The organism is Acidiphilium sp. MT5 (assembly GCF_054767495.1).
On the sequence record NZ_BAABMR010000012.1, the window covers coordinates 58,723 to 85,117 of the forward strand.

The 26,395-nt window shown below is 62.3% G+C and carries 28 protein-coding genes; 25 read left to right on the forward strand and 3 right to left on the reverse strand.

The annotated features are described in order from the left end of the window. Positions 1-33: 33 nt before the first annotated feature. The 12 genes from ACYUCQ_RS13325 (at position 34) to phbB (ending at position 9,713) form a co-directional block, all read left to right on the forward strand. Entirely contained in the window at positions 34-474 is a 441-nt protein-coding gene (locus ACYUCQ_RS13325; protein WP_460255037.1) for a YeeE/YedE family protein, read from the forward strand. Further along, positions 474-890 (forward strand): DUF6691 family protein, encoded by a 417-nt coding sequence (locus tag ACYUCQ_RS13330; RefSeq protein ID WP_460255038.1) that lies wholly within the window; start codon positions 474-476, stop codon positions 888-890. Before ACYUCQ_RS13325 ends, ACYUCQ_RS13330 begins: the two co-directional genes overlap by 1 nt. 86 nt (positions 891-976) lie before the next feature. Next, on the forward strand, positions 977-2,374 hold the full coding sequence (locus ACYUCQ_RS13335; protein WP_460255039.1) for an MFS transporter: 1,398 nt from the start codon (positions 977-979) through the stop codon (positions 2,372-2,374). Between the two features lie 112 nt (positions 2,375-2,486). Beyond that, the gene (hisB, locus tag ACYUCQ_RS13340; RefSeq protein ID WP_460255040.1) at positions 2,487-3,077 is read left to right on the forward strand and encodes an imidazoleglycerol-phosphate dehydratase HisB; all 591 of its coding nucleotides are present in this window, start codon (positions 2,487-2,489) and stop codon (positions 3,075-3,077) included. Next, positions 3,074-3,733, forward strand: a complete 660-nt coding sequence (hisH, locus tag ACYUCQ_RS13345; protein WP_460255041.1) for an imidazole glycerol phosphate synthase subunit HisH — start codon at positions 3,074-3,076, stop codon at positions 3,731-3,733. Before hisB ends, hisH begins: the two co-directional genes overlap by 4 nt. Beyond that, entirely contained in the window at positions 3,730-4,302 is a 573-nt protein-coding gene (locus tag ACYUCQ_RS13350) for a GNAT family N-acetyltransferase (protein WP_460255042.1), read from the forward strand. The genes hisH and ACYUCQ_RS13350 overlap by 4 nt, the downstream gene beginning before the upstream one ends. Before the next feature lie 3 nt (positions 4,303-4,305). Beyond that, entirely contained in the window at positions 4,306-5,040 is a 735-nt protein-coding gene (gene hisA, locus ACYUCQ_RS13355; protein ID WP_460255043.1) for a 1-(5-phosphoribosyl)-5-[(5-phosphoribosylamino)methylideneamino]imidazole-4-carboxamide isomerase, read from the forward strand. Beyond that, entirely contained in the window at positions 5,040-5,828 is a 789-nt protein-coding gene (gene hisF / locus ACYUCQ_RS13360) for an imidazole glycerol phosphate synthase subunit HisF (protein ID WP_460255044.1), read from the forward strand. The genes hisA and hisF overlap by 1 nt, the downstream gene beginning before the upstream one ends. An 8-nt stretch (positions 5,829-5,836) precedes the next feature. Further along, positions 5,837-6,385: a phosphoribosyl-ATP diphosphatase gene (locus ACYUCQ_RS13365; RefSeq protein ID WP_460255045.1), complete on the forward strand. Its 549-nt coding sequence runs from the start codon at positions 5,837-5,839 to the stop codon at positions 6,383-6,385. Then, on the forward strand, positions 6,382-6,792 hold the full coding sequence (locus ACYUCQ_RS13370) for a histidine triad nucleotide-binding protein (RefSeq protein ID WP_460255046.1): 411 nt from the start codon (positions 6,382-6,384) through the stop codon (positions 6,790-6,792). Before ACYUCQ_RS13365 ends, ACYUCQ_RS13370 begins: the two co-directional genes overlap by 4 nt. A gap of 6 nt (positions 6,793-6,798) precedes the next feature. Next, entirely contained in the window at positions 6,799-8,886 is a 2,088-nt protein-coding gene (gene nagA, locus ACYUCQ_RS13375) for an N-acetylglucosamine-6-phosphate deacetylase (RefSeq protein WP_460255047.1), read from the forward strand. 104 nt (positions 8,887-8,990) lie between these two features. Continuing rightward, a complete protein-coding gene (phbB, locus tag ACYUCQ_RS13380) occupies positions 8,991-9,713 on the forward strand; it encodes an acetoacetyl-CoA reductase (RefSeq protein WP_460255048.1) in 723 nt (240 codons plus the stop codon). Positions 9,714-9,728: 15 nt separating this feature from the next. Here phbB and rnd read toward each other — a convergent pair whose 3' ends face one another. Beyond that, positions 9,729-10,904, reverse strand: a complete 1,176-nt coding sequence (rnd, locus tag ACYUCQ_RS13385) for a ribonuclease D (RefSeq protein ID WP_460255049.1) — start codon at positions 10,902-10,904, stop codon at positions 9,729-9,731. An 83-nt stretch (positions 10,905-10,987) separates the two neighbouring features. On the opposite strand from rnd, the gene aspS reads away from it, so the two are divergent. Beyond that, a complete protein-coding gene (gene aspS / locus ACYUCQ_RS13390) occupies positions 10,988-12,769 on the forward strand; it encodes an aspartate--tRNA ligase (RefSeq protein WP_460255050.1) in 1,782 nt (593 codons plus the stop codon). 38 nt (positions 12,770-12,807) lie between these two features. Here aspS and ACYUCQ_RS13395 read toward each other — a convergent pair whose 3' ends face one another. Further along, entirely contained in the window at positions 12,808-13,569 is a 762-nt protein-coding gene (locus tag ACYUCQ_RS13395) for a competence/damage-inducible protein A (protein ID WP_460255051.1), read from the reverse strand. Positions 13,570-13,578: 9 nt separating this feature from the next. Beyond that, on the reverse strand, positions 13,579-14,577 hold the full coding sequence (mutT, locus tag ACYUCQ_RS13400; protein WP_460255052.1) for an 8-oxo-dGTP diphosphatase MutT: 999 nt from the start codon (positions 14,575-14,577) through the stop codon (positions 13,579-13,581). A gap of 162 nt (positions 14,578-14,739) precedes the next feature. On the opposite strand from mutT, the gene ACYUCQ_RS13405 reads away from it, so the two are divergent. The 12 genes from ACYUCQ_RS13405 (at position 14,740) to guaA (ending at position 26,308) form a co-directional block, all read left to right on the forward strand. Continuing rightward, the gene (locus ACYUCQ_RS13405; RefSeq protein ID WP_460255053.1) at positions 14,740-16,014 is read left to right on the forward strand and encodes a glutamate-5-semialdehyde dehydrogenase; all 1,275 of its coding nucleotides are present in this window, start codon (positions 14,740-14,742) and stop codon (positions 16,012-16,014) included. 23 nt (positions 16,015-16,037) lie between these two features. Beyond that, on the forward strand, positions 16,038-16,634 hold the full coding sequence (locus ACYUCQ_RS13410) for a nicotinate-nucleotide adenylyltransferase (protein WP_460255054.1): 597 nt from the start codon (positions 16,038-16,040) through the stop codon (positions 16,632-16,634). A gap of 128 nt (positions 16,635-16,762) precedes the next feature. Continuing rightward, entirely contained in the window at positions 16,763-17,164 is a 402-nt protein-coding gene (rsfS, locus tag ACYUCQ_RS13415; protein ID WP_460255055.1) for a ribosome silencing factor, read from the forward strand. Between the two features lie 15 nt (positions 17,165-17,179). Beyond that, on the forward strand, positions 17,180-17,641 hold the full coding sequence (locus tag ACYUCQ_RS13420) for a 23S rRNA (pseudouridine(1915)-N(3))-methyltransferase RlmH (protein ID WP_460255056.1): 462 nt from the start codon (positions 17,180-17,182) through the stop codon (positions 17,639-17,641). After that, on the forward strand, positions 17,638-18,273 hold the full coding sequence (locus ACYUCQ_RS13425) for a tetratricopeptide repeat protein (protein WP_460255057.1): 636 nt from the start codon (positions 17,638-17,640) through the stop codon (positions 18,271-18,273). Before ACYUCQ_RS13420 ends, ACYUCQ_RS13425 begins: the two co-directional genes overlap by 4 nt. 47 nt (positions 18,274-18,320) lie before the next feature. Then, positions 18,321-19,850: a 2,3-bisphosphoglycerate-independent phosphoglycerate mutase gene (gpmI, locus tag ACYUCQ_RS13430; RefSeq protein WP_460255058.1), complete on the forward strand. Its 1,530-nt coding sequence runs from the start codon at positions 18,321-18,323 to the stop codon at positions 19,848-19,850. Beyond that, positions 19,825-21,084 (forward strand): murein hydrolase activator EnvC family protein, encoded by a 1,260-nt coding sequence (locus tag ACYUCQ_RS13435; protein ID WP_460255059.1) that lies wholly within the window; start codon positions 19,825-19,827, stop codon positions 21,082-21,084. The genes gpmI and ACYUCQ_RS13435 overlap by 26 nt, the downstream gene beginning before the upstream one ends. Before the next feature lie 72 nt (positions 21,085-21,156). Further along, positions 21,157-22,527, forward strand: a complete 1,371-nt coding sequence (locus ACYUCQ_RS13440; RefSeq protein ID WP_460255060.1) for a S41 family peptidase — start codon at positions 21,157-21,159, stop codon at positions 22,525-22,527. A 39-nt stretch (positions 22,528-22,566) separates the two neighbouring features. Then, positions 22,567-23,517, forward strand: coding sequence for a divergent polysaccharide deacetylase family protein (locus ACYUCQ_RS13445; RefSeq protein ID WP_460255061.1), 951 nt, complete (start codon positions 22,567-22,569; stop codon positions 23,515-23,517). After that, positions 23,514-24,020, forward strand: a complete 507-nt coding sequence (locus ACYUCQ_RS13450) for an RNA pyrophosphohydrolase (protein WP_460255062.1) — start codon at positions 23,514-23,516, stop codon at positions 24,018-24,020. The genes ACYUCQ_RS13445 and ACYUCQ_RS13450 overlap by 4 nt, the downstream gene beginning before the upstream one ends. 2 nt (positions 24,021-24,022) lie before the next feature. Beyond that, complete coding sequence (locus ACYUCQ_RS13455; protein ID WP_460255063.1) at positions 24,023-24,688, forward strand: dienelactone hydrolase family protein; 666 nt, start codon at positions 24,023-24,025, stop codon at positions 24,686-24,688. A 57-nt stretch (positions 24,689-24,745) separates the two neighbouring features. Next, on the forward strand, positions 24,746-26,308 hold the full coding sequence (gene guaA / locus ACYUCQ_RS13460; RefSeq protein WP_460255064.1) for a glutamine-hydrolyzing GMP synthase: 1,563 nt from the start codon (positions 24,746-24,748) through the stop codon (positions 26,306-26,308). Positions 26,309-26,395: the final 87 nt, after the last annotated feature.

Here is a 26,395-nt window from a genome sequence, read left to right on the forward strand (position 1 = left end):
TATACAGAAATAACGAATATATGAGTGTTCTTCATGGAACAATTACTTCTACCCGTGCCCGTGCCAACCGCCTTCACGCCTGAATACTCGCTCGCGGGAGGCTTGATGATCGGCCTGTCCGCTTCTCTGCTTTGGCTAAGCATTGGTCGGATCGCCGGCATTAGCGGCATTATTGGCAATATTTTCACGCCCACCGAGCGCAATTGGCGAGTCGCCTTTCTCGCCGGTCTGATGGCAACGCCCTTGGCCGCGCGCCTATTTGGGATCGCGCCGGCCATGCATTTGCAAGGCTCACCGCCGCTTCTGCTGGGTGGCGGCTTGCTGGTTGGGGTTGGCAGCGCACTCGGCGGTGGCTGCACATCGGGTCACGGCATTTGCGGCCTGTCACGGCTCTCGCCGCGCTCGATCGCGGCAACCGGGACTTTTATGGCGATCGCGGTGCTCGTGGTTTTGTTGACGCGGGCGCTATTCTGATGCGCAGCACGCTCGCGGGGCTGGTTTCGGGCATTTTGTTTGGCGTCGGGCTGATGGTCTCGCGCATGGCGGACCCGGCCAAAGTGCTCAATTTTCTGGATATTACCGAACATTGGGACCCAAGCCTCGCCTTCGTCATGGGCGGCGGTGTGCTGGTCGCAAGTGTCGCCTTTGCCATTGCCCGGCGCATGCAGCACCCCTGGTTCAACCCGCAATTTCCGGTGCTCGCCACGGGCGGCATTACGCTGCAGCTCCTCCTCGGTGCCGGATTGTTCGGCATCGGCTGGGGCCTGATCGGCTTATGCCCTGGCCCGGCCCTGATCGCGTTGGTGCTCGACCCAAAGCCAGTGGCGATTTTCGTGGTTGGAATGCTCGCCGGTTTGTGGGGCGTGCGGTTCCTCAATCAGCGCCGCTAAGCCCGCCGCACGGGCGCGCGCAGTTGCATCACCACGCGCGATTTGTGTAGTATTCCCCGACAAATCAATAAATCGGGGGAACTACAATGTCGGCGCTAAAATCAGCGGAAATCGCAGCGCGGCTTGATCGTCTGCCGGCCTCGCGCACCATATGGACCATTATCATCCTGATTTCGCTCGGCGGTCTGTTTGAGTTTTACGACCTGTTTTTCACCGCCTATGTCGCGCCCGGCATGATCGGCTCGGGCCTGTTCAAGCCCGCGTCGCTCGGTATTTTCGCCTCGCTCAGCGCCATCAAGCTCGCCGGCTTCGGCAGCTTCGTGTTCGCCACCTTCTTTGGCTTGTGGGTCGGCGTTTTGATTTTCGGCCAAGTGGCGGATCGTTTTGGCCGCCGGTTGATTTTTACCCTGGCATTGCTCTGGTATTCGGTCTGCACCGCGATCATGGCCTTTCAAACCACGGGCTTTGGCCTTGATTTGTGGCGCTTCATTGCCGGCATCGGCATCGGCGTCGAACTGGTCACCATCGATGCTTTCATCTCCGAACTCATGCCCCGCCGCGAGCGTGGCCGTGCATTCTCGATCAACCAATTCATCACCTATCTGGTCGTTCCCGGCATCGCCTTTCTGGCCTTCGCGCTAAAAGGCAGCAAACCATTCGGCCTCGATTATTGGCGGGTGGTGGTGCTGGTCGGCTCCGTCGGCGCCTTGGTGGTGTTTTTTCTGCAACGCAACATCCCCGAAAGCCCGCGCTGGCTGGCGCGCCAGGGCCGCGTTGATGAGGCGGAGCGGATCGTCGCTGATATCGAGCGCAAAGTGATGGCGGAAACCGGCCAGGCGCTGCCAGAGCCAGCCCCGGCTGTGGTCGAGGAAGATGGCAATGGTACGCTCGCGGAAATATTCGCGCCGCAATATTTGAAACGCACAATTTTGCTCTCGGTCTTCAACATGGCGCAAGTCATCGGATTTTATGGCTTCGCCGCCTGGGTGCCGACCTTGCTGATTCATCGCGGGATTCACGTGACCGCGAGCCTGGAATACGCCTTCATCATCGCCATCGCCAACCCGTTTGGCCCATTACTCGGCACGCTCTTTGCCGACCGAATCGAGCGAAAAACCCAAATCATGGGCGGCCTCGCCATGATGGGCGTGGTGATGGCTTTGTTCGCGATGTCAAACGCACCGGCCCTGCTAATCGTGCTCGGCGTGTTGTTCACCTTGGCCGCTAACGTGATGTCCTATGCGTTTCACAACTACCAAGCGGAACTCTACCCAACCCGCATTCGCGCCCGGGCGGTCGGCTTTGTTTATTCCTGGAGCCGCTTGGCCGCCGCCTTTGCCGGGCTCGCCATCGGTTCATTGCTCGCCGCAGGCGGCGTTCCTTACGTCGCGGTGTTTATCGGGATCGCGATGATCGTCGGCATCACCGCCATTTCGTTCGGCCCGTCCACCAAAGGTCTCGCATTGGAGCAAATCAACCATTAGATCAATGAAATTGATCGGCAATCCCAGGCTGGAGCGTGATGGATGATCAGCAATCACGCGCCAATCGCAACCGGCGGTTGGCGCGGGCGGGTTTTTCCGCTAGTCAGCGTCGATGAACCGCATTGCGCAAATCACCCGCACCACGGCTGAGACCGCCATTGAGATCACGCTCAATCTCGATGGCAGTGGCCGCACCGATATCGCGACCGGCATCGGCTTTTTCGATCATATGCTGACGGCCTTTGGCCGTCATGCGATGTTCGATTTGTCGGTGCGCGCAACCGGCGATGTGCATATCGATGCGCATCACACCATCGAGGATGTCGGCATCGTGCTCGGCCAAGCGCTACGCGCGGCCTTGGGCGACAAGGCGGGCATCACCCGGTTCGGCCAATCATTGCTGCCGATGGATGAGGCCTGCGTGCAAGCAGGGGTTGATTTGTCCGGCCGTGGCTTTTTGGTGTTCGAGATTACCTTCGAGCGCCCAATGCTCGGCACCATGGACACACAACTCGTTGAAGAGTTTTTTCGTTCGCTGAGCGCCAATGGCGCGTTCGCGCTGCATCTCTATCAGCGCGCCGGCCATAATGCCCACCATGTCGCCGAAGCCAGTTTCAAGGCCGCTGCTCGCGCTTTGCGCCAGGCGGTCGAACCGGATCCGCGCAGCGCGGGCGCTGTTCCCTCAACCAAGGGATCGCTGTGATTTGCGCTGTCATCGATTATGGCAGCGGCAATCTCGCCTCCGCCGCCCGCGGCTTGCAGATCGCCGCCGAACGTGCCGGTTGCTCTGCCAATGTGCTGATCACCGATGATCCATCGGTGGTTGCGCGCGCCGAGCGCATCGTGCTGCCCGGCCAAGGTGCCTTTGCCGATTGTGCGGCCGGCTTAGCCGCCCGCCCGGGCTTGCGCGCCGCGATGATGGACCGGGTCGATCAGGGCGTGCCGTTTCTTGGCATTTGCGTTGGCATGCAGCTGATGGCCATGCGCGGCCTGGAGCATCAAACCACGCCCGGTTTCGCGTGGCTTGCCGGCGATGTCGCGCCGATTGAAGCGCCGGGCCTGCGCATGCCGCATATGGGTTGGAATAATCTCGATTTTATCGCCGGAGCGCATCCTTTGCTCGCTGATCTGCATCCCGGCGATCACGCCTATTTCGTGCATTCCTACGCATTGACCGGTGCCGATCCAGCAACGGTGCTGGCGCACACCGATTATGGTGGCAAATTGGTCGCGATGGTGGCTTCCGGCAATCGCGCCGGCACACAATTTCACGTTGAAAAAAGCCAGGAAGTCGGCTTGACCATCCTGCGCAATTTTCTGCGCTGGGATGGACAAGCTCCAAAAGGAACGCCGCAATGAGTTTTACCACCAAGCGCAACGAGCCGAAAAACGATTTGCCAGCGCCCGATAGTCTCGCGGTCGAGCGGCTGACCGCCATTCAAGACGACGATATGCAGGCTCTCTGCGAGGCCGCCGATGCCGCCATCATCGATGGCGGCGGCTTTGGTTGGCTGCGCCCGCCCGGTCGGGCCTCGCTCGAACAATATTTTCGCGGCGTGGTGCTGGTGCCGGAACGCGAATTATTCGTCGGGCGAATGGACGGGGTGATTTACGGGGCCGCCCAGCTCGTGCGCCCGCCCCGCAATAATGAGGCGCAAGCCTTCGGTGCAACCCTCGCTCATAATTTCGTCGCCCCCTACGCGCGTGGTCATGGCTTGGCCCGGCTCTTGATCCGCCGCGTCGAGGACCGGGCCCGGGCGCTGGGATTCCAGGTGCTCAATCTGGATGTGCGCGAAACCCAAACCGCCGCCATCGCGCTCTATGAGGCGGCAGGCTTTATCCGCTGGGGCACGCATCCCGCCTATGCCCGCGCCGAAGGCCAAACGCTGCGCGGGCATTTTTATCATAAATTACTGCAAACAGGCTGAACCATGGCGTTGACCCTTTACCCGGCCATTGATCTGAAAGACGGCGCATGCGTGCGCCTCGCCCGTGGCGACATGCAGCGCGCCACCATCTATGCGCAAGACCCGGCGGCCCAAGCACATGAATTTGTCGCCGCCGGCTTCGCAGCCTTGCACGTGGTCGATTTGAACGGCGCTTTCGCCGGCGCATCGGTCAATGGCGCTGCGGTGCGTGATATTCTCGCCACCGTCAACGTGCCGGTGCAATTGGGCGGTGGCATCCGCGACATCGCCGCAATCGAATCATGGCTCGGCTTAGGCATCGCCCGCGTGATTCTCGGTAGCGTCGCTGTGAAAAATCCCACGCTGGTGCGCGAAGCGGCACGGCAATTTCCCGGTCAGATCATTGTCGGCATTGATGCGCGCGATGGTATGGTGGCAACTGAAGGCTGGGCCGAAACCTCCAGTATAAAGGCCGAAACTTTGGCCGAGCAATTGGAAGATGTCGGCATCGCCGCCATCATCCATACCGATATCAGCCGCGACGGCATGTTATCCGGTCTAAATTTGGTGGCCACCGAAGATTTGGCGCGGCGGGTCACCATCCCGGTGATCGCCTCTGGCGGTGTCGCCGGTCTGAGTGACATCGCGCTCCTGCGCGATTGTGCGATGCGTGCGCGCAATATCGAAGGAGCCATTATCGGTCGCGCGCTCTATGATGGCCGGATCGACCCGGCTTCAGCCCTGAAATTGGCCGCCTGATGCTTAAGCTCCGGGTTATCCCCTGTCTCGATGTCAAAGATGGCCGGGTGGTCAAAGGGGTGAATTTCGTCTCGCTGCGTGACGTGGGCGATCCAGTCGAACAAGCCGCCCTGTACGATGCCGCCGGGGCGGACGAGCTGACATTTCTCGATATCACCGCGAGCCACGAAAACCGCGATACAATCCTCGATGTGGTATCACGCACCGCAGCGCGGGTGTTCTTGCCGCTGACGGTGGGCGGCGGCATTCGCTCCACTGAGGATATGCGTCGGCTCTTGTTGGCGGGGGCCGATAAATGCAGCATGAATTCCGCAGCCCTGGCCCGACCGGACTTGATCAATGAGGCCGCCCATAAATTTGGCAGCCAATGCGTCGTCGTCGCGATTGATGCACGCGCCACCGATCATGGCTGGGAAGTCTTCACCCATGGCGGACGCCGCGCCACCGGCATTGACGCCATCGCCTGGTGTCGTGAAGCCGAAGCGCGCGGTGCCGGCGAAATACTGCTCACCTCAATGGATCGTGACGGTACCGGAACCGGCTTTGACCTGAAGCTGCTGCGTGCCGCTTGCGCTTCTGTGCGCCTGCCGGTGGTGGCGTCCGGCGGCGTTGGCACATTGGAGCATTTCATCCAAGGTGCGCAGGCAGGCGCCACCGGCTTGCTCGCCGCAAGCGTGTTCCATTTTGGGCAATTTACCATCGCCGAAGTCAAAGCGGCGCTGGCCGCGTCCGGCCTGCCCGTGCGGTTAGAATCACAGGATTTGCCCGGCGCGGCGCGGCAGGATTAGAAAGCCCCATGGCCAAGAAAACCACGCTCATCGCAACCGGCAAACCCGTCAAAGCAAAACCAAAGCCCACCAAGCCGAAAGCACTCAAACGGTCGAAAGCGCCAAAGGCGCCAAAACCCAAAGTTCTGAAGGCTAAAGGCGCAAAAAGCCTCATCCAACCTCCGGTGACGTTGCCGCCGGTGCCGCCGCTCAACCCGGACGCGCCCGATGCCCGCGTGCTGGACCGGCTCTGGTCGATTGTGTTGTCGCGCAAATCCGCTGACCCGTTGATTAGCCATTCGGCTCGGCTGCTCGCGCGCGGAGTCGCAAAAATCGCTCAAAAATTCGGCGAAGAAGCGGTGGAATGCCTGATCGAAGCGGTCTCTGGCAATCGGGAGGCATTGATCGCCGAAAGTGCCGATGTGCTCTATCACATGATGGTCATGTGGGTCGGGTGCGGTTTGCGACCCGATGATGTTTGGGCCGAGCTTGAGCGGCGCGAAGGCATCAGCGGTATCGCCGAGAAGGCAGCGCGGCGTGTGCCCGTCGCCATTGCAGAAACGAGGAAAATACCATGAATTCAGAGGGTCGTAACCAAACGCTCCGGCGCGGTGTCAGTGGATTGCCGCCCTATGATGATAATAATGTCTTTGCCAAAATTCTGCGCGGCGAAATTCCCAGCCGCAAAGTTTACGAAAATGAATGGGCGCTCGCCTTCCACGATATCAACCCGCAAGCGCCCGTGCATATTCTGGTGATCCCCAAGGGCAAATACGTGTCATTCGCTGATTTTTCGGCAACCGCCAGCGACGCCGAAATCGTCGGCCTGATCCGCGCCATCGGTCATGTTGCGCGCATGCTGGGCTATGAGGTCAATGGCTACAGGTTACTCGCGAATATGGGGCCGGACAGCCATCAGGAAGTCCCGCATTTGCACGTGCATCTCTTCGCCGGACGCCCGCTTGGACCGATGCTGGTCACCTGAGCCGTCATGTTGATCGCGGCCCCTGCCCTGCTCCGCGATGGCAAAGTCACCGGGCCGGGCGTGGTCGCGATCACCGATGGGGTCATCACCGCCCTGCATGAGCGCGCCCCGGCCGATCAACCGGTCACCACGCTGGATCGCGGCATTCTTGCCCCCGGCCTGATCGATCTGCATTTGAATGGTGCCTTTGGTGTCGATTGCGCTTGCGCCACCCAAGCCGATATGGCGCGCCTCGCCCGCGACCTCGCCGCCCATGGCGTTACCAGCTTTCTCGCCACCATCATCACCGCGCCAATCCCCGATTTGCTCGCGGCGAGTGCCCGCCTCGCCGCCGTCACGCCGGTGGCCGATGGCGCGGATCTGCTGGGCCTGCATTGGGAAGGCCCGTTTATCGCGCCGTCACGCCGCGGTGCCCATCGGCTTGAGGATCTCGCAATCCCCGACCCCGCAATGATCGATCATTTGCTGCGCGACTCCGCGCTACGCGGGGTCTTGCGGCTCATCACCCTCGCCCCCGAATTGCCCGGCGGCTTGGCTGCCATCTCCCGACTGACTGAGGCCGGCTGCACCGTCGCGCTGGGCCATTCGGATGCCGATGCAACAATGACCCTGCGCGCCATCAATGCCGGCGCGAGGCTGGTTACCCATGTTTTCAACGCGATGCGCGGCTTGCATCATCGCGATCCCGGCTTAATCGGCGTGGCGCTGAGCGATCCGCGCCTATGGCCCTGCTTCATCGCTGATTTGGTGCATGTTGACCCCATCGCGCTCCGCGTTGGCTTCGCCGCCGCCGGGTCACGCGCCATTGCGGTGACCGATTCGATCAGCCTGGCAGGTCTGCCCGAAGGCTCGTCCCAGCTCTTTGGCGGTGCGCCCGCCTGGGTGCGCGATGGCGCCGCCCGCCGTGACGATGGCGCACTCTGCGGGGCCATCATCACGCTCGATCAAGCGGTGCGGCGATTGATTGCGCAAGGCATCGCGCCCGCCGCGGCCTTGACCGCCGCCAGTGAAACGCCCGCCGCGGCGCTCGGCTTGACGGATCGCGGCCGCATCGCACCCGGTCTGCGCGCTGATCTCGTTTGGCTCGATGATGATTTTTCACTCTGTGAAACCTGGATCAAAGGCCAACCGGTGCTGGGCCGTGCGCCAAAACCCGCTACCCCCCCGCAGAACCGTACGCCAACCGAACAAATCCATGCCAACGCGACGGCCCTCGATGCCCTGCCCAGTGACCAGATCATCGCCCTGTTGCTGAACCAGGAACAGCGCAGCGTGCATGCGCTCAGCACATCCATCGCCGATCTCGCGATGCTGGCCGACCGCATGGCCACAACCATCGAAGCTGGCCACCGTGTGATCACGCTGGGTGCGGGCACCTCCGGTCGGCTGGCGGTGCTCGACGCGGTCGAATGCGGCCCAACCTTCAGCCTCCCCGCCAATGTTCTGGTGCCGATCCTAGCTGGCGGCCCCGAAGCGGTCACCGGCGCGGTCGAGGGCGCCGAAGATGATGGCACCGCCGCCCTTGCCGCATTGCATGCGCATCACGTCACAGGCGGTGATTTGGTGCTCGGCATCGCCGCGTCCGGCAACACCGAATTCGTCCGCGCAGGGCTAGCGGGCGCGCGCGCCCTTGGCTGCACAACAGCCGCGATCAGCAACAATCCCGATGGCGAAATCCTGGCGGTTGCCGATATCGCGGTCATTTTGCACAGCGGCGCCGAAATTCTCGCCGGCTCAACCCGCCTCTCAGCCGGCACGGCGCAAAAAATCGCCCTCAACGCGCTCTCCACCACCGCAATGATCCGGCTTGGCAAGGTCTATGGCCCTTACATGGTCGATATGCGGCCTACCAACGCCAAGTTACACGCCCGCGCCTGCGCCATTGTCGCCGCCCTCGCTGGCTGCTCGATGCATGATGCCCAAGCCGCCCTCGCCGCCAGCGGCGATCGCATCAAGATTGCGGTGATCATGCAACGATTAGGTCTAACCGCCGCAGCCGCCCAAGCGCGCCTTGAAGCAGCGGGCGGAAATTTGCGCACCGTGATCGGGGCGGTGATCATTCAGCCCCGATCAGCGTCATCCTCGATCGCATGACGACAATATCATGATCTAAATCATGGACTTTCCGCCCGAAATCGGCGCAAAGTTTAGCACCGGCACGAAACGAGCCGGACGCATTGTCAAAAAGGGGAGAAAAAATGTCGAGAATCGCATTAGTCACCGGCGGAACGCGCGGCATTGGCGCCGCAATCAGTATCGCGCTGAAGGCGGCAGGCCACACGGTCGTGGCGAGCTATGCCGGCAATCAAACCGCCGCCGAAAATTTCACCGAAGTTCACAAGATCGAGGCGATCAAGTTTGACGCCGGTGATTTTGACGCCTGCATGAAAGCCGTTGAGCATATCACCTCCCGCCTCGGCCCGATCGAGATTCTGGTCAATAATGCCGGCATCACCCGTGACGGCACCATGTCGCGGATGTCGCGCGATATGTGGGATCAGGTGATCGATACCAATCTCGGCTCGTGCTTCAATCTTTGCAAAGCCACCTTCGATGGCATGCGCGCGAAAAAATTCGGCCGCATCGTCAATATCGGCTCGATCAACGGCCAAGCCGGGCAATATGGCCAGGTTAATTACGCCGCCGCGAAATCCGGAATCCATGGCTTCACCAAAGCCCTCGCCCAGGAAGGGGCCCGCTTTGGCATCACCGTTAACGCCATCGCCCCCGGCTATGTCGATACTGATATGGTGCGCGCCGTGCCGCCGGACGTTCTGGAAAAAATCATCGCAAAAATCCCGGTCGGCCGCTTGGGTCACGCCGAAGACATCGCCCGTGGCGTGCTGTTCCTCACCGCTGACGATGCGGACTTCATCACCGGATCAACCCTGTCGATCAATGGCGGTCAGCATATGTATTAGATCAATTCCATTGATCTAAATCGCGATGGTCTCGACCCGCTTGCCACGCGCCACGAGGGCGATTTTGCCCGATTTGAGCCGCAGCGCGTCATCACCAAACACGGTGGCGCGCCAGCCGGTTAGGCATGGTAAATCAGCCATATCATCGCCAGCCAACCGATCAATATCATCCGACGAGGCAATCAAGCGCGCCGCGACATGATGGGTATTCGCCCGCTCGGCCAACAGCACTTTTAACAACGCCACCAAAGCCGGTGACGGGCGCACCGCATCCTGCGCGCTGGGCAGGCTCGGCAAATCAGCCTCCGGCATCGCCTTCGCCGCCGCAATCACCGCAAGCAGCGACATGCCGGATTTGCCCTCGGCGAAACCCTTGGTCAGCCCGCGCACCCGGGTCAAATCATCGGGCGTCACCGGCGCCAGCGCGGCCAATTCCGGGATTTGCTCATCCTTGATCACACGCTGCCGTGGAATATTAATCCGCGCCGCTTCCCGCTCGCGCCATGCCGCAATCGTTTGCACCAAAGCAAGCTGACGCCGGTTCGAGCCACGCAGTTTCAACCGCCGCCACGCCTCTGCAGGGTCGGCGCGATACGTGCCCGGCTCGGCCAACTGCCCCATCTCCTCGGCCACCCAAGCCAGCCGGCCATCGCGATTGAGCCGCTCGCGCAAGGCCTGATAGACCAGTCGCAGCCATGTCACGTCCGCCGCCGCATAGCTGATTTGCGCCTGTGACAAGGGGCGTGCCTGCCAGTCGGAAAACCGATGCGCCTTGTCGATCACGCCGCCCGCCAACGCCGATACCAGCGTGTCATACCCAACCTGATCGCCAAATCCAGCGACCATCGCCGCCACTTGGGTGTCAAAAATCGGTGTCGGCACAACGCCGAATTTAAGCAGAAAAATCTCCACATCCTGGCGGCAGGCGTGAAACACCTTGGTCACCGCTGGATTGGCGAGCAATAGACCCAAAGGTGCCAAATCCAGGCCCGGCGCTTGCGCATCAATGACCGCGACATCCTCCTCCCCACCCAATTGGATCACGCATAGCTCGGGAAAATAGGTGCGCTCGCGCATGAATTCGGTATCCACCGTGACAAATTCCTGCCCCGCCAGCCGCGCACAAAGGGCGGCCAAGGCGTCGGTTTCGGTGATCAGCACGGGAGTGGCAAAGGAGGGGCGAGATTTCATACCCGGTCAGTGGCACGGGCTGGCTTGACAGGAAAGAGGGTGGCCCGTCATTTGCGCCACCACCCTGATCAGGATTGACGCTCATGCATGATTACCGAACCCATTCTTGCGGCGCTCTACGGAGCGACGATGCTGGAATCACCGCCCGGCTTTCTGGCTGGGTGCATGCCAAGCGCGACCATGGCGGGTTGCTCTTTATCGATCTGCGCGATCATGCTGGCCTCACCCAATGCGTGTTCGCCCAAGGCTCGCCTTTATTCGCACAGGCCGAGTCGCTGCGGGTCGAGAGCGTCATCACCATCACCGGCACCGTGGTGCTGCGCGCCGAGGGCACGCTCAACCCCAAATTACCCACCGGCGCCATCGAGCTGCGCGCCGAGAGCTTGGTGGTGCAATCGGCGGCGGAACAATTGCCGATTCAGGTCGCCGGCGACGCTCAATTCCCCGAGGATTTGCGCCTGCACTACCGGTTTCTCGATTTGCGCCGCGACAAGCTGCACCGCAACATCATGCTACGCGCGAATATCGTCGCTTGGCTGCGCCGCGAAATGACCGCGCGCGGCTTCACCGAATTCACCACACCGATCCTGACCGCCTCATCGCCCGAAGGTGCGCGTGACTTTCTGGTTCCCGCCCGCTTGCATCCGGGCAAATTTTACGCGCTGCCCCAAGCCCCGCAGCAATTCAAGCAATTGCTGATGGTCGCCGGTTTTGATCGCTATTTCCAAATCGCACCCTGCTTTCGCGATGAAGCCAGCCGGGCCGACCGCGCACCGGGCGAGTTTTATCAGCTCGATTTCGAAATGAGCTTTGTCACGCAGGAAGATGTCTTCGCCACCATCGAACCGGTCCTGGGCGGGTTGTTCAAGGAATTTTCTGGCGGTAAATTCGTCAGTGATTGGCCGTTCCCGCGCATCCCCTATGACCAAGCGATGCTCAAATACGGCTCCGACAAGCCCGATTTGCGCAACCCGCTCATCATCGCTGATGTCACCGAACCCTTTCGCGATTCTGCCTTTGGTCTGTTCGCCAAAATCGTCGCCGCAGGCGGCGTGGTGCGCGCCATCCCAGCACCGGGCTGTGGCGCCAATCCGCGCAGCTTTTTCGATAAGTTGAACGAGTGGGCGCGCGCCGAAGGCGCAGGCGGTCTTGGCTATATCCAATTTGATGCCGAGGGCGCGAAAGGCCCGATTGCCAAAAATCTCGAAGCCGAGCGCGCCGAGGCGATCCGCCAAGCCGTCGGCGCCAAGCCGGGTGACGCGGTGTTTTTCGCCGCCGGCCCGCGTGACAGCGCAGCCAAATTCGCCGGCGCCGTGCGCACCAAACTCGGCACCGATCTGGGCTTGATCGATCCTAATCGCTTTGAGTTCTGCTGGATCGTTGATTTCCCGATGTATGAATATGACGAAGAGAGCAAATCCATCGCCTTCTCGCACAACCCGTTCTCCATGCCGCAAGGCGGGCTGGAGGCGCTGAACAGCCAAGACCCGCTGACCATCAAAGCCTATCAATATGACATTGTCTGCAACGGTATCGAGCTGTCTTCAGGCGCCATTCGCAACCATAAACCCGAGATCATGATCCGCGCCTTTGAGATCGCTGGCTACGGCGCCGAGGAGGTCGAAGCGCGCTTCGGCGGCATGCTCAACGCCTTCCGCTACGGCGCCCCGCCCCATGGCGGCTCCGCGCCGGGTATCGACCGCATGGTGATGCTGCTCGCCGATGAGCCGAATTTGCGTGAAATCATCGCCTTCCCTCTCAACCAGCAGGGCGAGGATTTGATGATGGGCGCGCCAGCGGAAATCACCCCGGCACGGCTGAAAGAACTCTCACTCGCCCTCGCCTTACCGCCAAAAAAAGTCTGATCTTTCTCTCCTGATCAAGACTTCAACTCATCGAGACTTCAACTCATCGAGGGTTCGCCGGCAATCGGCGTAATCCCTTGCGAGGCAATCAAATCGCTGCATTCGCCAATCGCCGCATCGAGCGCGGCGATGTCGGTGCCCTTGGCAACCATCGCCACGCCCGAGCCTTGCTCGCGGTAAAACGGATAGGAGCCCAAATCCAACGCGGCGTACCGGGCCTGGATCGCGCCCAAACCCGCCGCAATGCTGCCCTCCAAAATCCCAAACCCGTGTACCGCGCGCATGGTAATCGGCGTTCCGCGCGAGAGGCTCGGTTCAAGTGCGGTGAACATTGACTGCATGATCCGTGGCACTCCCGCCATCACATGCACATTCGCCATGGAAAAGCCGGGGGCCACCGAAATCGCATTGGGAATCGGCACCGCCCCCCGCGGCATGGTCGCCATGCGCTGACGCGCCTCATTGAACCGCTCGCCCAAATGCTTGCGCATCGCCTCAAAGGTTGGCGCATGCGGCTCCCAAGCCACGCCGAACGCCGCCGCCACGCATTCGCTGGTGATATCATCATGGGTCGGCCCAATACCGCCGGTGGTGAATAAATTATCGTATGACGCGCGCAGTTCATTCACGGCACTGATGATCCGCTGCGCAATATCAGGGACCACCCGCACCTCCTCCAACCGATGGCCCAGTGCGGCCAAACGTTGTGCCAAAAACTGCACATTCACATCCTGCGTGCGCCCGGAGAGAATTTCATTGCCAATGATCAGAATGGCAGCCGTGGGATTATGGTGGGTCATTACCGAACCTTACAGAAAATCGCGCAACATGGGGATCAGCGGTCGATCCGCCGGCGGCAGTGGATATTCATCAAGCCGGTGTGGTGACACCCACGCCAACGCCTGACCCTCGCGCCCGACCGGCTCGCCGTGCCAACGCCGACATAAATATAATGGCATCAGCAAGTGAAAATCGCCATAGGCGTGGGAGGCGAACACAAAAGGCGCCAGATCACGCGCATGCACGCCAATCCCCAACTCTTCAGCCAATTCCCGCACCAAAGCCGCTTCCGGCGTCTCGCCAGCGGCCAGCTTGCCGCCGGGAAATTCCCATAACCCCGCCAAACGCTTCCCCGGTGGCCGTCGTGCCAGCAAAATATCACCGGCCTGATTGATCAGCGCGCACGCCGCCACCAACACCACCGGCTTTGCCACCGGCTCCGCAGTCACCGATGCGGCAAAATCCTCGTTCAAATCGCGCAAGAGCGAAAAATGCAGCACAGCGATCCGCTCATTCGGCTTGCCGATAAATTGCGCCTGCCCCGCCCCGGTTTGGCGAAAACCCAACTGTGCGAGCAACGCGCAGGAAGCATGGTTATCCTCGGCCACATCAGCGGTGATCGCACTAATCGGCAATTCGGCAAAACCCCAGGCAATCAGGCTTTCCAATGCCTCGCGGGCAAAGCCTTGCCGCCAATGCGCCCGCCCGGTCCAATAGCCCAGGCTCGCCGTGTCAGCCTCCTTGGCCAGCCGCAACCCGGCACTGCCAATTAACCGATCATGCGCCACCTCAATCATCGCAAACTCATAGGCCGTGCCCTGAATCCGATCCGTAATCGCCGCATCAACCCAAGCCCGCGCCAACGCTTCGGGGTAGGGATAGGGCGATTGCGGCAAACGCCGGCAAATTTCCCAATCATTGATCTGACGATGAAACGACGAATGATCCTGCACGGTAAAACCACGCAAGCGCAGCCGCCGGGTGGCCGCAGGTTCAGGATGAAGCGGTCCGACCGCGCGGGGAGACATGCGCTCCAGATAGCTGTTTCACGCCCCTGCCGAAAGGGCGCCACCCGGCAGGATGAACGATTTTCGCTCCTCGCGCCCTATTCGCCCCTTGCGCCAGCCATAACCGCGCCCACCAAGCAGGGAGTTGATTTGCGGCAACGCTCGGCGCACCTTGCGCCGATCATGGACACTGATGTCGCTTCCGACCCGTCGATCGAAACCGTGGCCGCCCGCGCCCGCAGCGCCGCCGCCGCACTCGCCCGCTCAACCACCGCGCAGCGCAACGCGGCGTTGCGTGCCGCCGCAACAGCCCTGCGCGCCCACGAGCCTGCCATTCTCGCGGCCAATGCGCGTGATCTGGCCAGCCTTGATCCGCAGGGACATCGGGCCAGCGAGGCATTCCGCGATCGGCTGCGCCTGACATCAGCACGCATCGCCGCCATGGCCGATGGCGTCGCAGCGGTGGCCGATCTGCCCGATCCACTCAGCAAAATCTTGGGCGAATGGACCCGGCCCAATGGCCTGGTAATCCGCCGCGTGCCCCAACCCATCGGCGTGATCGGCATGATCTATGAAAGCCGGCCCAATGTCGGCGCAGATGCCGCCGCCCTCTGCCTGAAATCGGGCAATGCCGTGCTGCTCCGGGGTGGCTCGGAAAGTCTGCACTCCGCCGCCGCCATTCATGACGCCATGCAAGCCGGGCTCGATGCAGCTTGCCTACCGCGCCCGGCGGTGCAAATCGCCCCGAACGCTGACCGCGCCTTTGTCGCTGCCATGCTCGGCGCTAGCGGCCTGATTGACTTGATCATTCCTCGTGGCGGCAAGAGCCTGGTCGAGCGCGTGCAGCGTGAAGCCCGCGTGCCGGTGCTCGCCCACGCCGAAGGGCTGAACCACACCTACATCCACGCCGCGGCTGACCCCGCAATGGCGCGCACCATTCTGGCCAACGCCAAAATGCGGCGTCCTGGCGTTTGCGGTGCCACCGAAACCTTACTGCTCGATGCCGCCATCGCCCCGACCCTGCTACCGCTGCTCGTCGCGGACCTCGCAGCCCTTGGCTGCACATTTCGCGCCGACGCCCGCGCGCGCGCCATCATGCCCGAACTGCCCGCCGCCACCGAGGCCGATTTTCACACCGAATGGCTCGATGCGATTCTCTCGATCAAATTGGTCGATGGCGTGCAAGACGCCCTCGCCCACATCGCCGCCCACGGCTCATCGCATACCGAGGCCATCGTCACCCAAGACCGCGCCACTGCCGAACTATTTCTCGCCGGCATCGATGCCGCCGTAGGGCTCTGGAACGCCTCGACCCAGTTTTGCGACGGCGGCGAATTCGGCTTCGGCGCTGAAATCGGCATCGCCACCGGGCGGCTGCATGCGCGCGGGCCGGTCGGCCTCGATCAGTTGGTCACCTATCGCTATCAAATCACCGGCACCGGCCAGGTGCGTCCCTGACCCGATTCGGCGATAAACGGCGCATGCGCATCGGCCTGTTGGGGGGCAGCTTCAATCCCGCGCACGCTGGCCACGCTTATATTGCCCGCGCCGCCTTGCGCCTGTTGCGGCTCGACCAAGTCTGGCTGCTGGTTTCCCCCGGTAATCCGCTGAAATCCAGCGCTGACATGGCCCCGTTCGCCGAGCGCCTCGCCTCGGCGGAACGCCTATGTACCCATCCCCATCTGCGCGCCACCGACATCGAATATCGGCTCGGCACCCGCTTCACCGCCGATACGCTGCAAGCCTTGCGCCAGCGTTTCCCGCGCGCGCAGTTCGTCTGGCTGATGGGGGCTGATAATTTGCGCCAATTCCCAAGCTGGAAACGCTGGGAGCACATCACCCGCCTGATGCCCATCGCCGTGCTGCCACGCCCCGGCTCCACGCGAATCGCCCTCGCCAGCCAAGCCGCCCAGCGCCTGCGCCATGCCCGTCTGCGCGCCAACGCCCAAACGCTCCTCGCACGCAGTGCCGCGCCGCGCTGGAGCTTATTGCCGATTCGCGAAAATCCTTTATCAGCAACCCAGATACGCTTGCGCGGCCAAACATTCATGCCAGCCGCCCCACCCAAGGAGTTCTGATCATCGCTCGAACCCCCTCCCGCCCGTCGCCGCCGACGCCCGCAGCCACGCGCACGCGCGCGCCCCGCAAACCCCCTAAACCGGCGGACGCAGCCCCCAAGGCGCCCGGCACGCCGCGCAAAAAAGCCGTGATCGCCGGCCCCAAAACGCCGAGTGCGGCGAAAAAAACCACGAGCCGCAAAGTCGCGCCGGATCGGCTCGCCCAAATGCAAGCGGTGATCGCAGCGAGTCTCGAGGATGACAAGGCCGAAGACATCGTGGTGCTCGATCTGGCCGGCCGCGCCAGCTTCGCGGATCGCATGGTCATCGCCACCGGCCTCGCTGATCGCCAGATCGCCGCCATGGCCACCCATCTGATCGAGAAACTCGCAGAAATCGGCGTCAAACGCGTGCAGACCGAAGGGGCCAGCGGATCAGATTGGGTGCTCGTTGATGCCGGTGACATCGTGGTGCATCTGTTCAAGGCCGAGGCCCGCGCGCTCTATGCGCTCGAAAAAATGTGGGGTGCCGACCTCGACGAACCGGCCTGATCCGGGCGCTCAGCGATGCGATTGAGCCTGCTTGCCATCGGTCGCGACCGCACAGGTCCGGAATCTGACCTGTTCAACCGCTATGCCGCCCGGATCAATCCCCGCCTGGAATTGATCGCCCTCGCCGATGGCGTTGGCAGCCCCGCCGAAATCAAAAACCGCGAAGCCACCGCCATCCTGGCGCGAATCAAACCCACCCAGCATGTCATCGCCCTCGATAGTGGCGGCGTCGCCCCCGATACGCTCGGTCTCGCGACCCAAATGGCGCAATGGCGCGAAGCCGGGCGGGAGTGCGCCTTTATCATTGGCGGTGCCGAGGGTTTGGCGCAAAATGTTCTGGACCGCGCCAATCTGGTGCTCTCGCTCAGCAAATTAACGCTGCCGCATCTGCTCGCCCGCGTGATCCTCGCGGAACAGCTCTATCGGGCGCAATCGATCCTGGCCGGGCATCCCTATCATCGGGCCGGTCGGCCATGAAACGCTGGATCGGATATGCCCCGATTGGATACGCGCTCGTCGGCATCGCCGCCTTGGCCGCATCACTCGCCTTCATCACCTTGCGCACACCCAAGGCGCAAGCGCGCAACGCCGCGTTTGGCAATCCGGTCGATGGGTTAGTGCTCGGCCTGCGCGCCGAACTCGGCAATCCGGACGCCCAATTCTGGTATGGCGTCACCTGCCAATACGGGTATGGCAGAGCGCAAAACATCAAAGCCGCCAAAATCTGGTATCGGCGCGCCATCGCCCATGGCAATGCCGCCGCCGCGTTCAATCTCGGCACGCTCTATGAGCGCGGTAACGCCCAGCCCCAAAACCTCAAACGCGCCCTCTATTGGCTGCGAATCGGGGCTGAGCGTGGCAACCCGCAAGCGGAAAATTCGCTTGGCTACCTGCTGATGACCGGCCATGGCGTCACAGCCGACCCGCAGCAAGCCTTTTTCTGGCTGGCGCGCTCGGTTGTCCAAGGTAACGCCGTCGCCGCCCGGAATCTGGCGATCATGTATCAGCAAGGCCTGTTCGTGCCGCGTGATCCCGCCGCCGCGCGCTATTGGCGCGACCGCGCCCGACAAATGGCGGCAAACGGCCCGGAAAGTCACAAAATCCAATAGAATCGTCGGCGATTACCCGGTAAGGAGCAATCATCATGCGACCAGTCATGTTAACCATTCTCGACGGATTCGGCTGCCGGGCCGACCAGGCCGATAACGCGGTAGCCCTCGCCCGCACCCCGCATTTCGACCAGCTCTGGGCGAGCGCGCCGCACGCCCATCTGCGCACAAGCGGCCTCGATGTCGGCTTGCCCGAGGGTCAAATGGGCAATTCCGAGGTTGGCCACACTAATATTGGCGCGGGGCGGGTGGTGATGCAGGAATTACCCCGGATCGACAGCGCCATCGCGGATGGATCGCTGGCCGCCAATCCCGAACTCGCTCGCTTCATCACCGCCCTGCGCCAAAGCGGCGGCGCTTGTCATCTCATCGGCCTCGCATCCCCTGGCGGCGTGCATGCCCATCAGCGCCATATCGCCGCTCTGGCCACCCTGATCGCCGCCGCCGGCATAAAAATCTGGGTTCACGCCCTGATGGATGGGCGTGACACACCGCCCCAATCCGGTGCCGCCTGCCTCGATGAACTGCAAACCGCGCTGCCCGCAACCGCCGAAATCGGCACGATCTGTGGCCGCTATTTCGCGATGGACCGCGATCATCGCTGGGAGCGGGTGCAGCGCGCTTATGATCTGTTCACCGCTGCCAAAGGCACCCCAGCCGAAACCGCCGCCGCCGCCATCCAAGCGAGCTACGCCGCCGACCAGACCGACGAATTCGCACCCCCCTTCGCCATCGCCGCCTATCCGGGCATGCAAAACGGCGATGGCCTGATCTGCGCCAATTTTCGCGCAGACCGCGCACGGGAAATCCTCACCGCCCTGCTCGATCCCGATTTCGATGGCTTCGCGCGCGCAAAAACTGTCAAATTCGCCGCGACATTGGGCATGGTCTCTTACTCCACCGCGCTTGATCGCTGGATGCCGGCCTTATTCCCCCCGCAACCGATGGACCAATTGCTCGGCGAAGTCGTCGCCGCTGCCGGCATGAGCCAGCTCCGCGCCGCCGAGACCGAAAAATACCCGCATGTCACCTATTTCCTCAATGGCGGCGCCGAGCAAAAATACCCCGGCGAAGAGCGCATCATGGTCGCCTCCCCCAAAGTCGCGACCTATGATTTGCAGCCGGAAATGTCCGCCCCGGAACTCACCGATAAGGTGGTCGCCGCAATCCGCTCAGGTCGGTTCGATCTGATCGTGTTGAATTACGCGAACCCCGATATGGTCGGTCATACCGGCAATCTGGCCGCAGCGATCAAGGCGGTCGAAGCGGTCGATACCGGCCTCGGCGCCATCGCCGATGCCATCGCGGCCCAAGGCGGCGCGCTGATGGTCACCGCCGATCACGGCAATTGCGAATTAATGAAAGACCCGGAAACCGGCGGCCCGCACACTGCCCACACGCTCAACCAGGTGCCGGTGCTGCTTGCCGGCGTGCCGGGCATTGTCGGCCTGCATGATGGGCGGCTGGCCGATATCGCCCCCACCCTGCTCGCTTTGCTCGGCTTGCCTCAGCCCGCCGCGATGACCGGGCAATCGCTCCTCATCCGCGCCGATGCCCAATCCCCCCTTGCGCGCTGATTTTTTGCTCCTGTCCCGATTAACACTGGCGCTCTGGCTGGCCCTGTTTTTCGCCCGCTTGCACCCAGCCGCGTTCATCAGTGATGCCCGCGCCGCCCCGCCGAGCCTGAGCCACGCCGAACAACAACGTGCCGCCGCCCTGCAGCGTGCCCAGGCCGATCAACAACGCGCCGCCATCGCCGCGCGCCGTGAAGCGGCGGCGCAGCGCCGCGCCGATGCGTTGACCCAACAAGAAATCACCCTGAATGCCGCCTTGCGCGCAACCGAAGACCATACGGCGCGCATCACCGCCCGCCTCGCCGCGCTCGATCAAGCGATGACCCAAGCTGATGCCACCCGCGCCCGTGACGCCGCCTCGATCCGGCCCCTCATTCCAGTCATGCTCCGCCTTGCGCTGCACCCCACCGCAAGCCTGCTCGGCAGTGGCCGCGATTTGGGCAGCGCGGTGCAGGGCGCTTTGGTGATGCGCGGCCTGACCCGCGAAATTAATCAACGCGCCACCGCCTTGCGCGCCGTCATCGCGCAAGACCGGGCGCTGCGGGCGCAAGTCGCCACCCAGCAAGCGGCGCTGCAAACCGCCATCGCCAGCCAAAAAGCCGCGCGTGACCAATTGCAAACCGCCATCACCGCCGCTCAAACCGCCCAGCAGGCCGCAAGCGAAATCCAAGCGCGCGCCCGCCGCGCCGCCGCCGCCCATGCCGCGCAAGCCCGATCGCTCGGTGGCCTGATCGCGCGCCTGCAAGCCGCACAACGCCGGGCCGCCGCCCGCGCCGCCGCCGCGCGGATCAAGCCATTTGCCTCCAACAATAACGCGCCCAACAGGAACACTCCCAACAAGAACACTCCGGGCGATCTGCGCGGCGCGCCGGTCGCTGGGCGCTTGGTGCGCCAATTCGGCGATCAAACCATGGCCGGCCCCGCTTTGGGCGATACATTCGCAACCGCCCCCGCCGCGATGGTCAGCGCAAGCTGCGCCGGGCGCGTCGCTTTTGCGCGTCGATTCCAATCCTACGGCAAGCTGATGATCCTCTCTTGCAGCGATGGAAACGATTTTGTGATCGCCGGCGTTCACCGATTTATTGTGCATGTTGGTCAAAAAATCGTGCCCGGTCAGCCGATTGCCGCAATGGCGGCGCACGGCAATGAAGGCGCCAACGCGCCGAAACTCTATGTAGAATTGCGCCATGATGGTAAGCCGGTTAACCCGGCGCTGGGATTTGCGGGGGTCCATTAGCGAAGTGGTGATGGCTGGACTTCCGCACCAAGCCCCCGCATGGTGATGGAATAGACAAGGGATTGAAAACGGATGACGCGTAAGGCTGGATTATTAGTGTCCTGCGGTTTTGTGCTCGGGATTGGTGTTGGCACCATAGCGCCCGCGTTCCACGCGGCCTTGGCCGATGACGCACCCGGTTCGAAGACCGATCAACAACTCAGCCTGTTCGGCGACGTGTTCGAGCGCGTTCGCGCTGATTACGTCACACCCGAACCCGCGCGCAAACTCATCTACGGCGCTCTCAATGGCATGCTCGCAGCGCTTGATCCGCATAGCGGCTATATGAACAAGCGCCAGTATAAGGATATGCAGGCCGAAACCTCCGGCCAGTTCGGCGGGCTGGGCCTCGAAGTGTCCGAAGCGTCCGGCTTCATCAAAGTCATCACCCCGATCGATGATACCCCCGCCGCCAAAGCCGGAATCAAACCCGGTGATCTGATTGTCGCGATCAACCAAAAACCACTGGTGGGCCTGTCACTGAGCCAAGCGGTCAATGACATGCGCGGCAAGGTCGGCTCACCAATCACCCTGACCATCAAGCGCGCCGGCATTGAAAAACCAATCACCGTCACGCTGGTGCGCGCCATCATCCACGTCAAAGCCGTCCATAGCCATCTGTACGGCACCATCGGCTATATGCGCCTGACCAGCTTCGCCCAGAACGCCAATCGCGATATTCGCCGCGCCGTGCGCAAACTCAACAAGGACGCCAAAGCCAAGGGCCACCCGATCACCGGCTATGTGCTTGATTTGCGCAACAATCCCGGCGGCTTGCTCGATCAGGGCGTCGCCGTCGCTGATGATTTCCTCAATTCCGGCGAAATCGTCTCAACCCATGGCCGCCATTCGGAAGATGACGCGGTCTGGTATGCGCATCCGGGCGATATTCTGCATGGCAAACCCATGGTCGTGCTCATCAATGCCGGCACCGCCTCCGCCGCCGAAATCGTCACCGCCGCCCTGCAGCAAAATCGCCGCGCCGTGGTCATGGGCACGCGCAGCTTCGGCAAAGGCTCGGTGCAAACCATTTTCCGCATTCCCGGCCACGGCGCGCTGCGCCTGACCACCGCCCTCTATTACACGCCATCCGGCAAGTCCTTGCAGGATTACGGCGTCACGCCGGATATCGTGGTGCATGAAACCCGCAACCCCAAGGATCATTTCCCGAAAGTGCGCGAGGCCAATATGCCCAACGCCTTCCACAACCCCTCCGGCCTGAAAGCGCCGCAACTGCCGCCAAAAATCACCCTACCGCCCATGGTGAAAACCATCGATCCGCGCCCACCCGCAAACTTCCCCGCGCTGAAGCCTGGCGTGCCGAGCACCGATTATCAGTTGCAAACCGCGCTCAAGCTGGTCGCCGCGATGGCCGCAATGCCCAACGCTGCGAAATCGCCCTGACCCGTGCAGTCCCCGATCCCATCACCCGCGCGATGAACCATGCCATGGGTAACCATGTCGCTGGTGATGCGTGAATTGGTGGCGCTGCCCCGCAGCGTCGTCTGGTTCTGGGCGATCATTCTGGGCGGCGCCGCCCTCGGTGCGGCGTGGCTTGATTATCTCGGTCCGCCAACCGAAAACCCGCCCATCGTCACGATTGCCGCCCCCAGCGCGGCTTTGTCCCGCCCCAGCATTTACAATGCCGCCTGGTCCATCCCCCGGCCCAGCCCCTATGGCGTGCCGCCCAAACATTATTACGCCGCACCGCCCCCGCCGCGCGAACCCCATCAAGCGCGCATCGCCCTGCTGGTCACCGGCTTCGGCGCGCTGAACGGCCCAGGCCCCGACGCCATTGCCCATCTGCCGGCTTACGTTGCCATCGCGATCACCCCGTTCGGTCTGGAATTGCACCAACTCGCCCGCGCCGCCCGCCGCTCAGGCCACGAAACCCTGGTCAGCCTGCCCATCGGCGGCGTGTCTGCGCGTCAAGAACCCTATATTCTGAGCATCGGCAATCAATCGGACGTCAATGGCCGCGCCCTGGACTGGGCGCTCTCGCGCTTTGAAGGCTATGTTGGCGTCACCGATGCGGGCGGCCTGTCCACCAGCGGGCGCTTCCTGCAAGATCCCGCCGATGCGTTCTGGCTGATCAACAGCCTGAAAGCCGATGGTTTGTTCATGCTCGATATCAATCCCGCCGCCGCCCTGCCGGACGGGCCGGATACCGGGCGCGCGAGCGTGGTCATGACCGCCGATCAGGGCGTTACCGGCCTCAAAGCCGGCCTCGTTCGCCTCACTCGCCTCGCCCATCGCAGCGGTTCGGCCATCGGCGTCATCGAATCGCCCAACAGCGCCGAACTGGCCGCCCTGACCGCCTGGGCCGCGCACCGCCCCGCTACCACCGCGCTGGTGCCAGTTAGTGCGCTCATCGCAACCGGAGCCCACAAGTGACCCAACCCGCCGAAAAACCCACCGCCCTGCCCTATCGCGCCAATGTCGGTGCCGCTTTGTTCAACCGCCAAGGCGAAATCCTGGTCGCCCGCCGCACTGACCTTAAAGCCTTCGAACGATTTCCCTGGCAACTGCCCCAAGGCGGCATCGATGCTGGCGAAGATCCGCGCCGCGCCGTGATCCGCGAATTGCGCGAGGAAATCGGCACCGATGCCGTAACCATCATCGGCGAAATACCCGAGTGGCTCACCTATGATTTTCCCGATGAGGTGATGCAAAAACTGGGTAATCGCCATCGCGGTCAACGCCAGCGTTGGTTCGCGCTGCGATTTCTCGGAACCGATGACCTGATCCGGCTGGATGCCGATCCGCATCCGGAATTCTCCGAATGGCGCTGGGTGTCCCTGGCCACCATCGTGGCTCTGGCAGTTCCGTTCAAACATCATATCTATCAGCGCGTTGCTGACGAGTTTTCACGTTTTACCAAACCAGATGGAGCATAATCATGGGCGAAATGATCGAATTAACCGCCGCGTGCGGCCATAAATTTGCAGCCTACGCCGCAGGCGAAACCACCGCCCGGCGCGGGCTGGTGGTCGTGCAAGAGATTTTCGGGGTCAACAGCCATATGCGCCAAGTCGCCGACCATTTGGCCTCCTTCGGCTACCGGGTGATCGCGCCTGCTTTGTTTGACCGTGTCGAACGCGGCGTCGAACTCGCTTATAACCAGGACGGCATCCAAAAGGGTCTGGCACTCCGCGCCAAAATCGACGAAGCGGACGTGATGCTCGACATCGAGGCCACTGCCGCGGCCTTGTCGCCGCGCCCCACCGGCATCATCGGCTATTGCTGGGGCGGCACCATTGCCTGGTGGGGAGCGACCCGCAGCAAAAGCTTCAAAGCCGCCATCGGCTGGTATGGCGGGGGCATCGCCGCCAGCAAGGACGACGAACTCCATTGCCCGGTGCAACTCCATTTCGGCGCCGAGGATAAAGGCATCCCGCTCACCGATGTCCAAGCGATCCAGAAATCCCACCCCGAAATCCCGATTTTCATCTATCCCGGCGCCGATCACGGCTTTGGCTGCCATGATCGCGCCAGCTTCAACAGCCAGGCCAACGAAATTGCCGAGCATCGCAGCCTCGCCTTCTTTGCCGAACATCTGGTCTGACCCGCACACACCCCAACAGAGATTGAACCGCGCGGCGGGAAGTGCTCATAGATTGCCATGACCGAGCACCAAAACGCCGAGCGGATTCTGATTCTCGATTTCGGCAGCCAAGTAACCCAACTGATCGCCCGCCGCCTGCGCGAAGCCGGCGTCTATTGCGAGATTTGGCCGTTCGACGCCGACCCCGCGCGCATCGCGGCCTTCGGCGCCAACGGCTATATTCTCTCAGGCGGCCCCGCCAGCGTCAGCGAACCCGGCTCGCCGCGCGCGCCTGAGCTGGTGTTTCACGCCGGCGTGCCGGTGCTCGGCATTTGCTACGGCCAAATGACTATGTGTGCGCAACTCGGCGGTGACGTTGATAGCGCGGACATCCGCGAATTTGGCCGCGCCACAGTGCACATCACCGAAAATTGCGGCTTGTTCGAGGGGGTTTGGGACGCTGGCAGCCAAGAAACCGTCTGGATGAGCCATGGCGATCATATCAGCGCCCCACCGCTTGGCTTTCGCACCGTCGCCGTCAGCGAAGGCGCACCCTATGCCGTCATCGCCGATGATACCCGTCGATTTTACGGGCTGATGTTCCACCCCGAAGTGATGCACACGCCGCACGGCGCGCAATTACTCGGCAATTTCGTCCATCGGGTCTGCGGCCTCTCGCGGCGCTGGACCATGGCCAATTTCCGCGATACGGCGCGCGCCGCCATCAAAGCCCAAGTCGGCACCGGTCGGGTCATTTGCGGCCTCTCCGGCGGTGTTGATTCCGCTGTCGCCGCAGCACTGATCCATGAAGCGATTGGCGATCAACTCACCTGCATTTTCGTCGATCACGGATTGCTGCGCGCGCAGGAGGCGGACGAGGTGGTGGGCCTGTTCCGTGATCGTTTCAATATCCGCCTGATCCATCGCGACGCCTCGGACCTGTTTTTCGCCGCCCTCGCCGGTGTGAGCGACCCCGAGCTAAAACGCAAAATCATCGGCGGCTTGTTTATCGATGTGTTCGAGCAGGAAGCCCAGAAACTCGGCGGTGCCGACTTCCTCGCCCAAGGCACCCTCTATCCCGATGTGATCGAAAGCGTCTCGGTCAGCGGCGGCCCCAGCGCCGTCATCAAATCACACCATAATGTCGGCGGCCTGCCCGCGCGCATGCGCCTCAAACTGGTGGAACCACTCCGCGAATTATTCAAAGACGAAGTCCGCGCGTTAGGGCGCGAACTCGGCCTGCCGGAAAATTTGGTTGGCCGCCACCCCTTCCCCGGCCCCGGCCTCGCCATTCGCATCCCCGGCCCAGTTGATCGCGAAAAAGTCGCGATCCTGCAAAAGGCGGACGCCATCTACCTGCACGAAATCCGCGCCGCCGGCCTCTATGATCAAATCTGGCAAGCCTTCGTGGCGCTCCTACCCGTGCGCAGCGTCGGCGTCATGGGCGATGGCCGCACCTACGACTACGCCTGCGCCCTGCGCGCCGTGACCAGCACCGATGGGATGACCGCCGATATATACCCTTTCGAAATGACCTTCCTAAACCGCGTCGCCGGTCGCATCGTCAACGAAGTGCGCGGCATCAACCGCGTCACCTACGACATCACCAGCAAACCCCCAGGCACCATCGAGTGGGAGTGATCGTGGATGATGTTCCCGAGTTTATGGCTTTGACGCCAGCGCTGCGCGTAACAATGACGCTGGATCTTACGATTTCTACCGGGCGAA

Coding starts and splice junctions, on each gene's coding strand:
- ACYUCQ_RS13325 (WP_460255037.1), top strand. CDS start 34: ATGGAACAATTACTTCTACCCGTGCCCGTGCCAACCGCCTTCACGCCT.
- ACYUCQ_RS13330 (WP_460255038.1), top strand. CDS start 474: ATGCGCAGCACGCTCGCGGGGCTGGTTTCGGGCATTTTGTTTGGCGTC.
- ACYUCQ_RS13335 (WP_460255039.1), top strand. CDS start 977: ATGTCGGCGCTAAAATCAGCGGAAATCGCAGCGCGGCTTGATCGTCTG.
- hisB (WP_460255040.1), top strand. CDS start 2,487: ATGAACCGCATTGCGCAAATCACCCGCACCACGGCTGAGACCGCCATT.
- ACYUCQ_RS13350 (WP_460255042.1), top strand. CDS start 3,730: ATGAGTTTTACCACCAAGCGCAACGAGCCGAAAAACGATTTGCCAGCG.
- hisA (WP_460255043.1), top strand. CDS start 4,306: ATGGCGTTGACCCTTTACCCGGCCATTGATCTGAAAGACGGCGCATGC.
- hisF (WP_460255044.1), top strand. CDS start 5,040: ATGCTTAAGCTCCGGGTTATCCCCTGTCTCGATGTCAAAGATGGCCGG.
- ACYUCQ_RS13365 (WP_460255045.1), top strand. CDS start 5,837: ATGGCCAAGAAAACCACGCTCATCGCAACCGGCAAACCCGTCAAAGCA.
- ACYUCQ_RS13370 (WP_460255046.1), top strand. CDS start 6,382: ATGAATTCAGAGGGTCGTAACCAAACGCTCCGGCGCGGTGTCAGTGGA.
- nagA (WP_460255047.1), top strand. CDS start 6,799: ATGTTGATCGCGGCCCCTGCCCTGCTCCGCGATGGCAAAGTCACCGGG.
- phbB (WP_460255048.1), top strand. CDS start 8,991: ATGTCGAGAATCGCATTAGTCACCGGCGGAACGCGCGGCATTGGCGCC.
- rnd (WP_460255049.1), bottom strand. CDS start 10,904: ATGAAATCTCGCCCCTCCTTTGCCACTCCCGTGCTGATCACCGAAACC.
- aspS (WP_460255050.1), top strand. CDS start 10,988: ATGCATGATTACCGAACCCATTCTTGCGGCGCTCTACGGAGCGACGAT.
- ACYUCQ_RS13395 (WP_460255051.1), bottom strand. CDS start 13,569: ATGACCCACCATAATCCCACGGCTGCCATTCTGATCATTGGCAATGAA.
- mutT (WP_460255052.1), bottom strand. CDS start 14,577: ATGTCTCCCCGCGCGGTCGGACCGCTTCATCCTGAACCTGCGGCCACC.
- ACYUCQ_RS13405 (WP_460255053.1), top strand. CDS start 14,740: ATGGACACTGATGTCGCTTCCGACCCGTCGATCGAAACCGTGGCCGCC.
- ACYUCQ_RS13410 (WP_460255054.1), top strand. CDS start 16,038: ATGCGCATCGGCCTGTTGGGGGGCAGCTTCAATCCCGCGCACGCTGGC.
- ACYUCQ_RS13420 (WP_460255056.1), top strand. CDS start 17,180: ATGCGATTGAGCCTGCTTGCCATCGGTCGCGACCGCACAGGTCCGGAA.
- ACYUCQ_RS13425 (WP_460255057.1), top strand. CDS start 17,638: ATGAAACGCTGGATCGGATATGCCCCGATTGGATACGCGCTCGTCGGC.
- gpmI (WP_460255058.1), top strand. CDS start 18,321: ATGTTAACCATTCTCGACGGATTCGGCTGCCGGGCCGACCAGGCCGAT.
- ACYUCQ_RS13435 (WP_460255059.1), top strand. CDS start 19,825: ATGCCCAATCCCCCCTTGCGCGCTGATTTTTTGCTCCTGTCCCGATTA.
- ACYUCQ_RS13440 (WP_460255060.1), top strand. CDS start 21,157: ATGACGCGTAAGGCTGGATTATTAGTGTCCTGCGGTTTTGTGCTCGGG.
- ACYUCQ_RS13445 (WP_460255061.1), top strand. CDS start 22,567: ATGCCATGGGTAACCATGTCGCTGGTGATGCGTGAATTGGTGGCGCTG.
- ACYUCQ_RS13455 (WP_460255063.1), top strand. CDS start 24,023: ATGGGCGAAATGATCGAATTAACCGCCGCGTGCGGCCATAAATTTGCA.
- guaA (WP_460255064.1), top strand. CDS start 24,746: ATGACCGAGCACCAAAACGCCGAGCGGATTCTGATTCTCGATTTCGGC.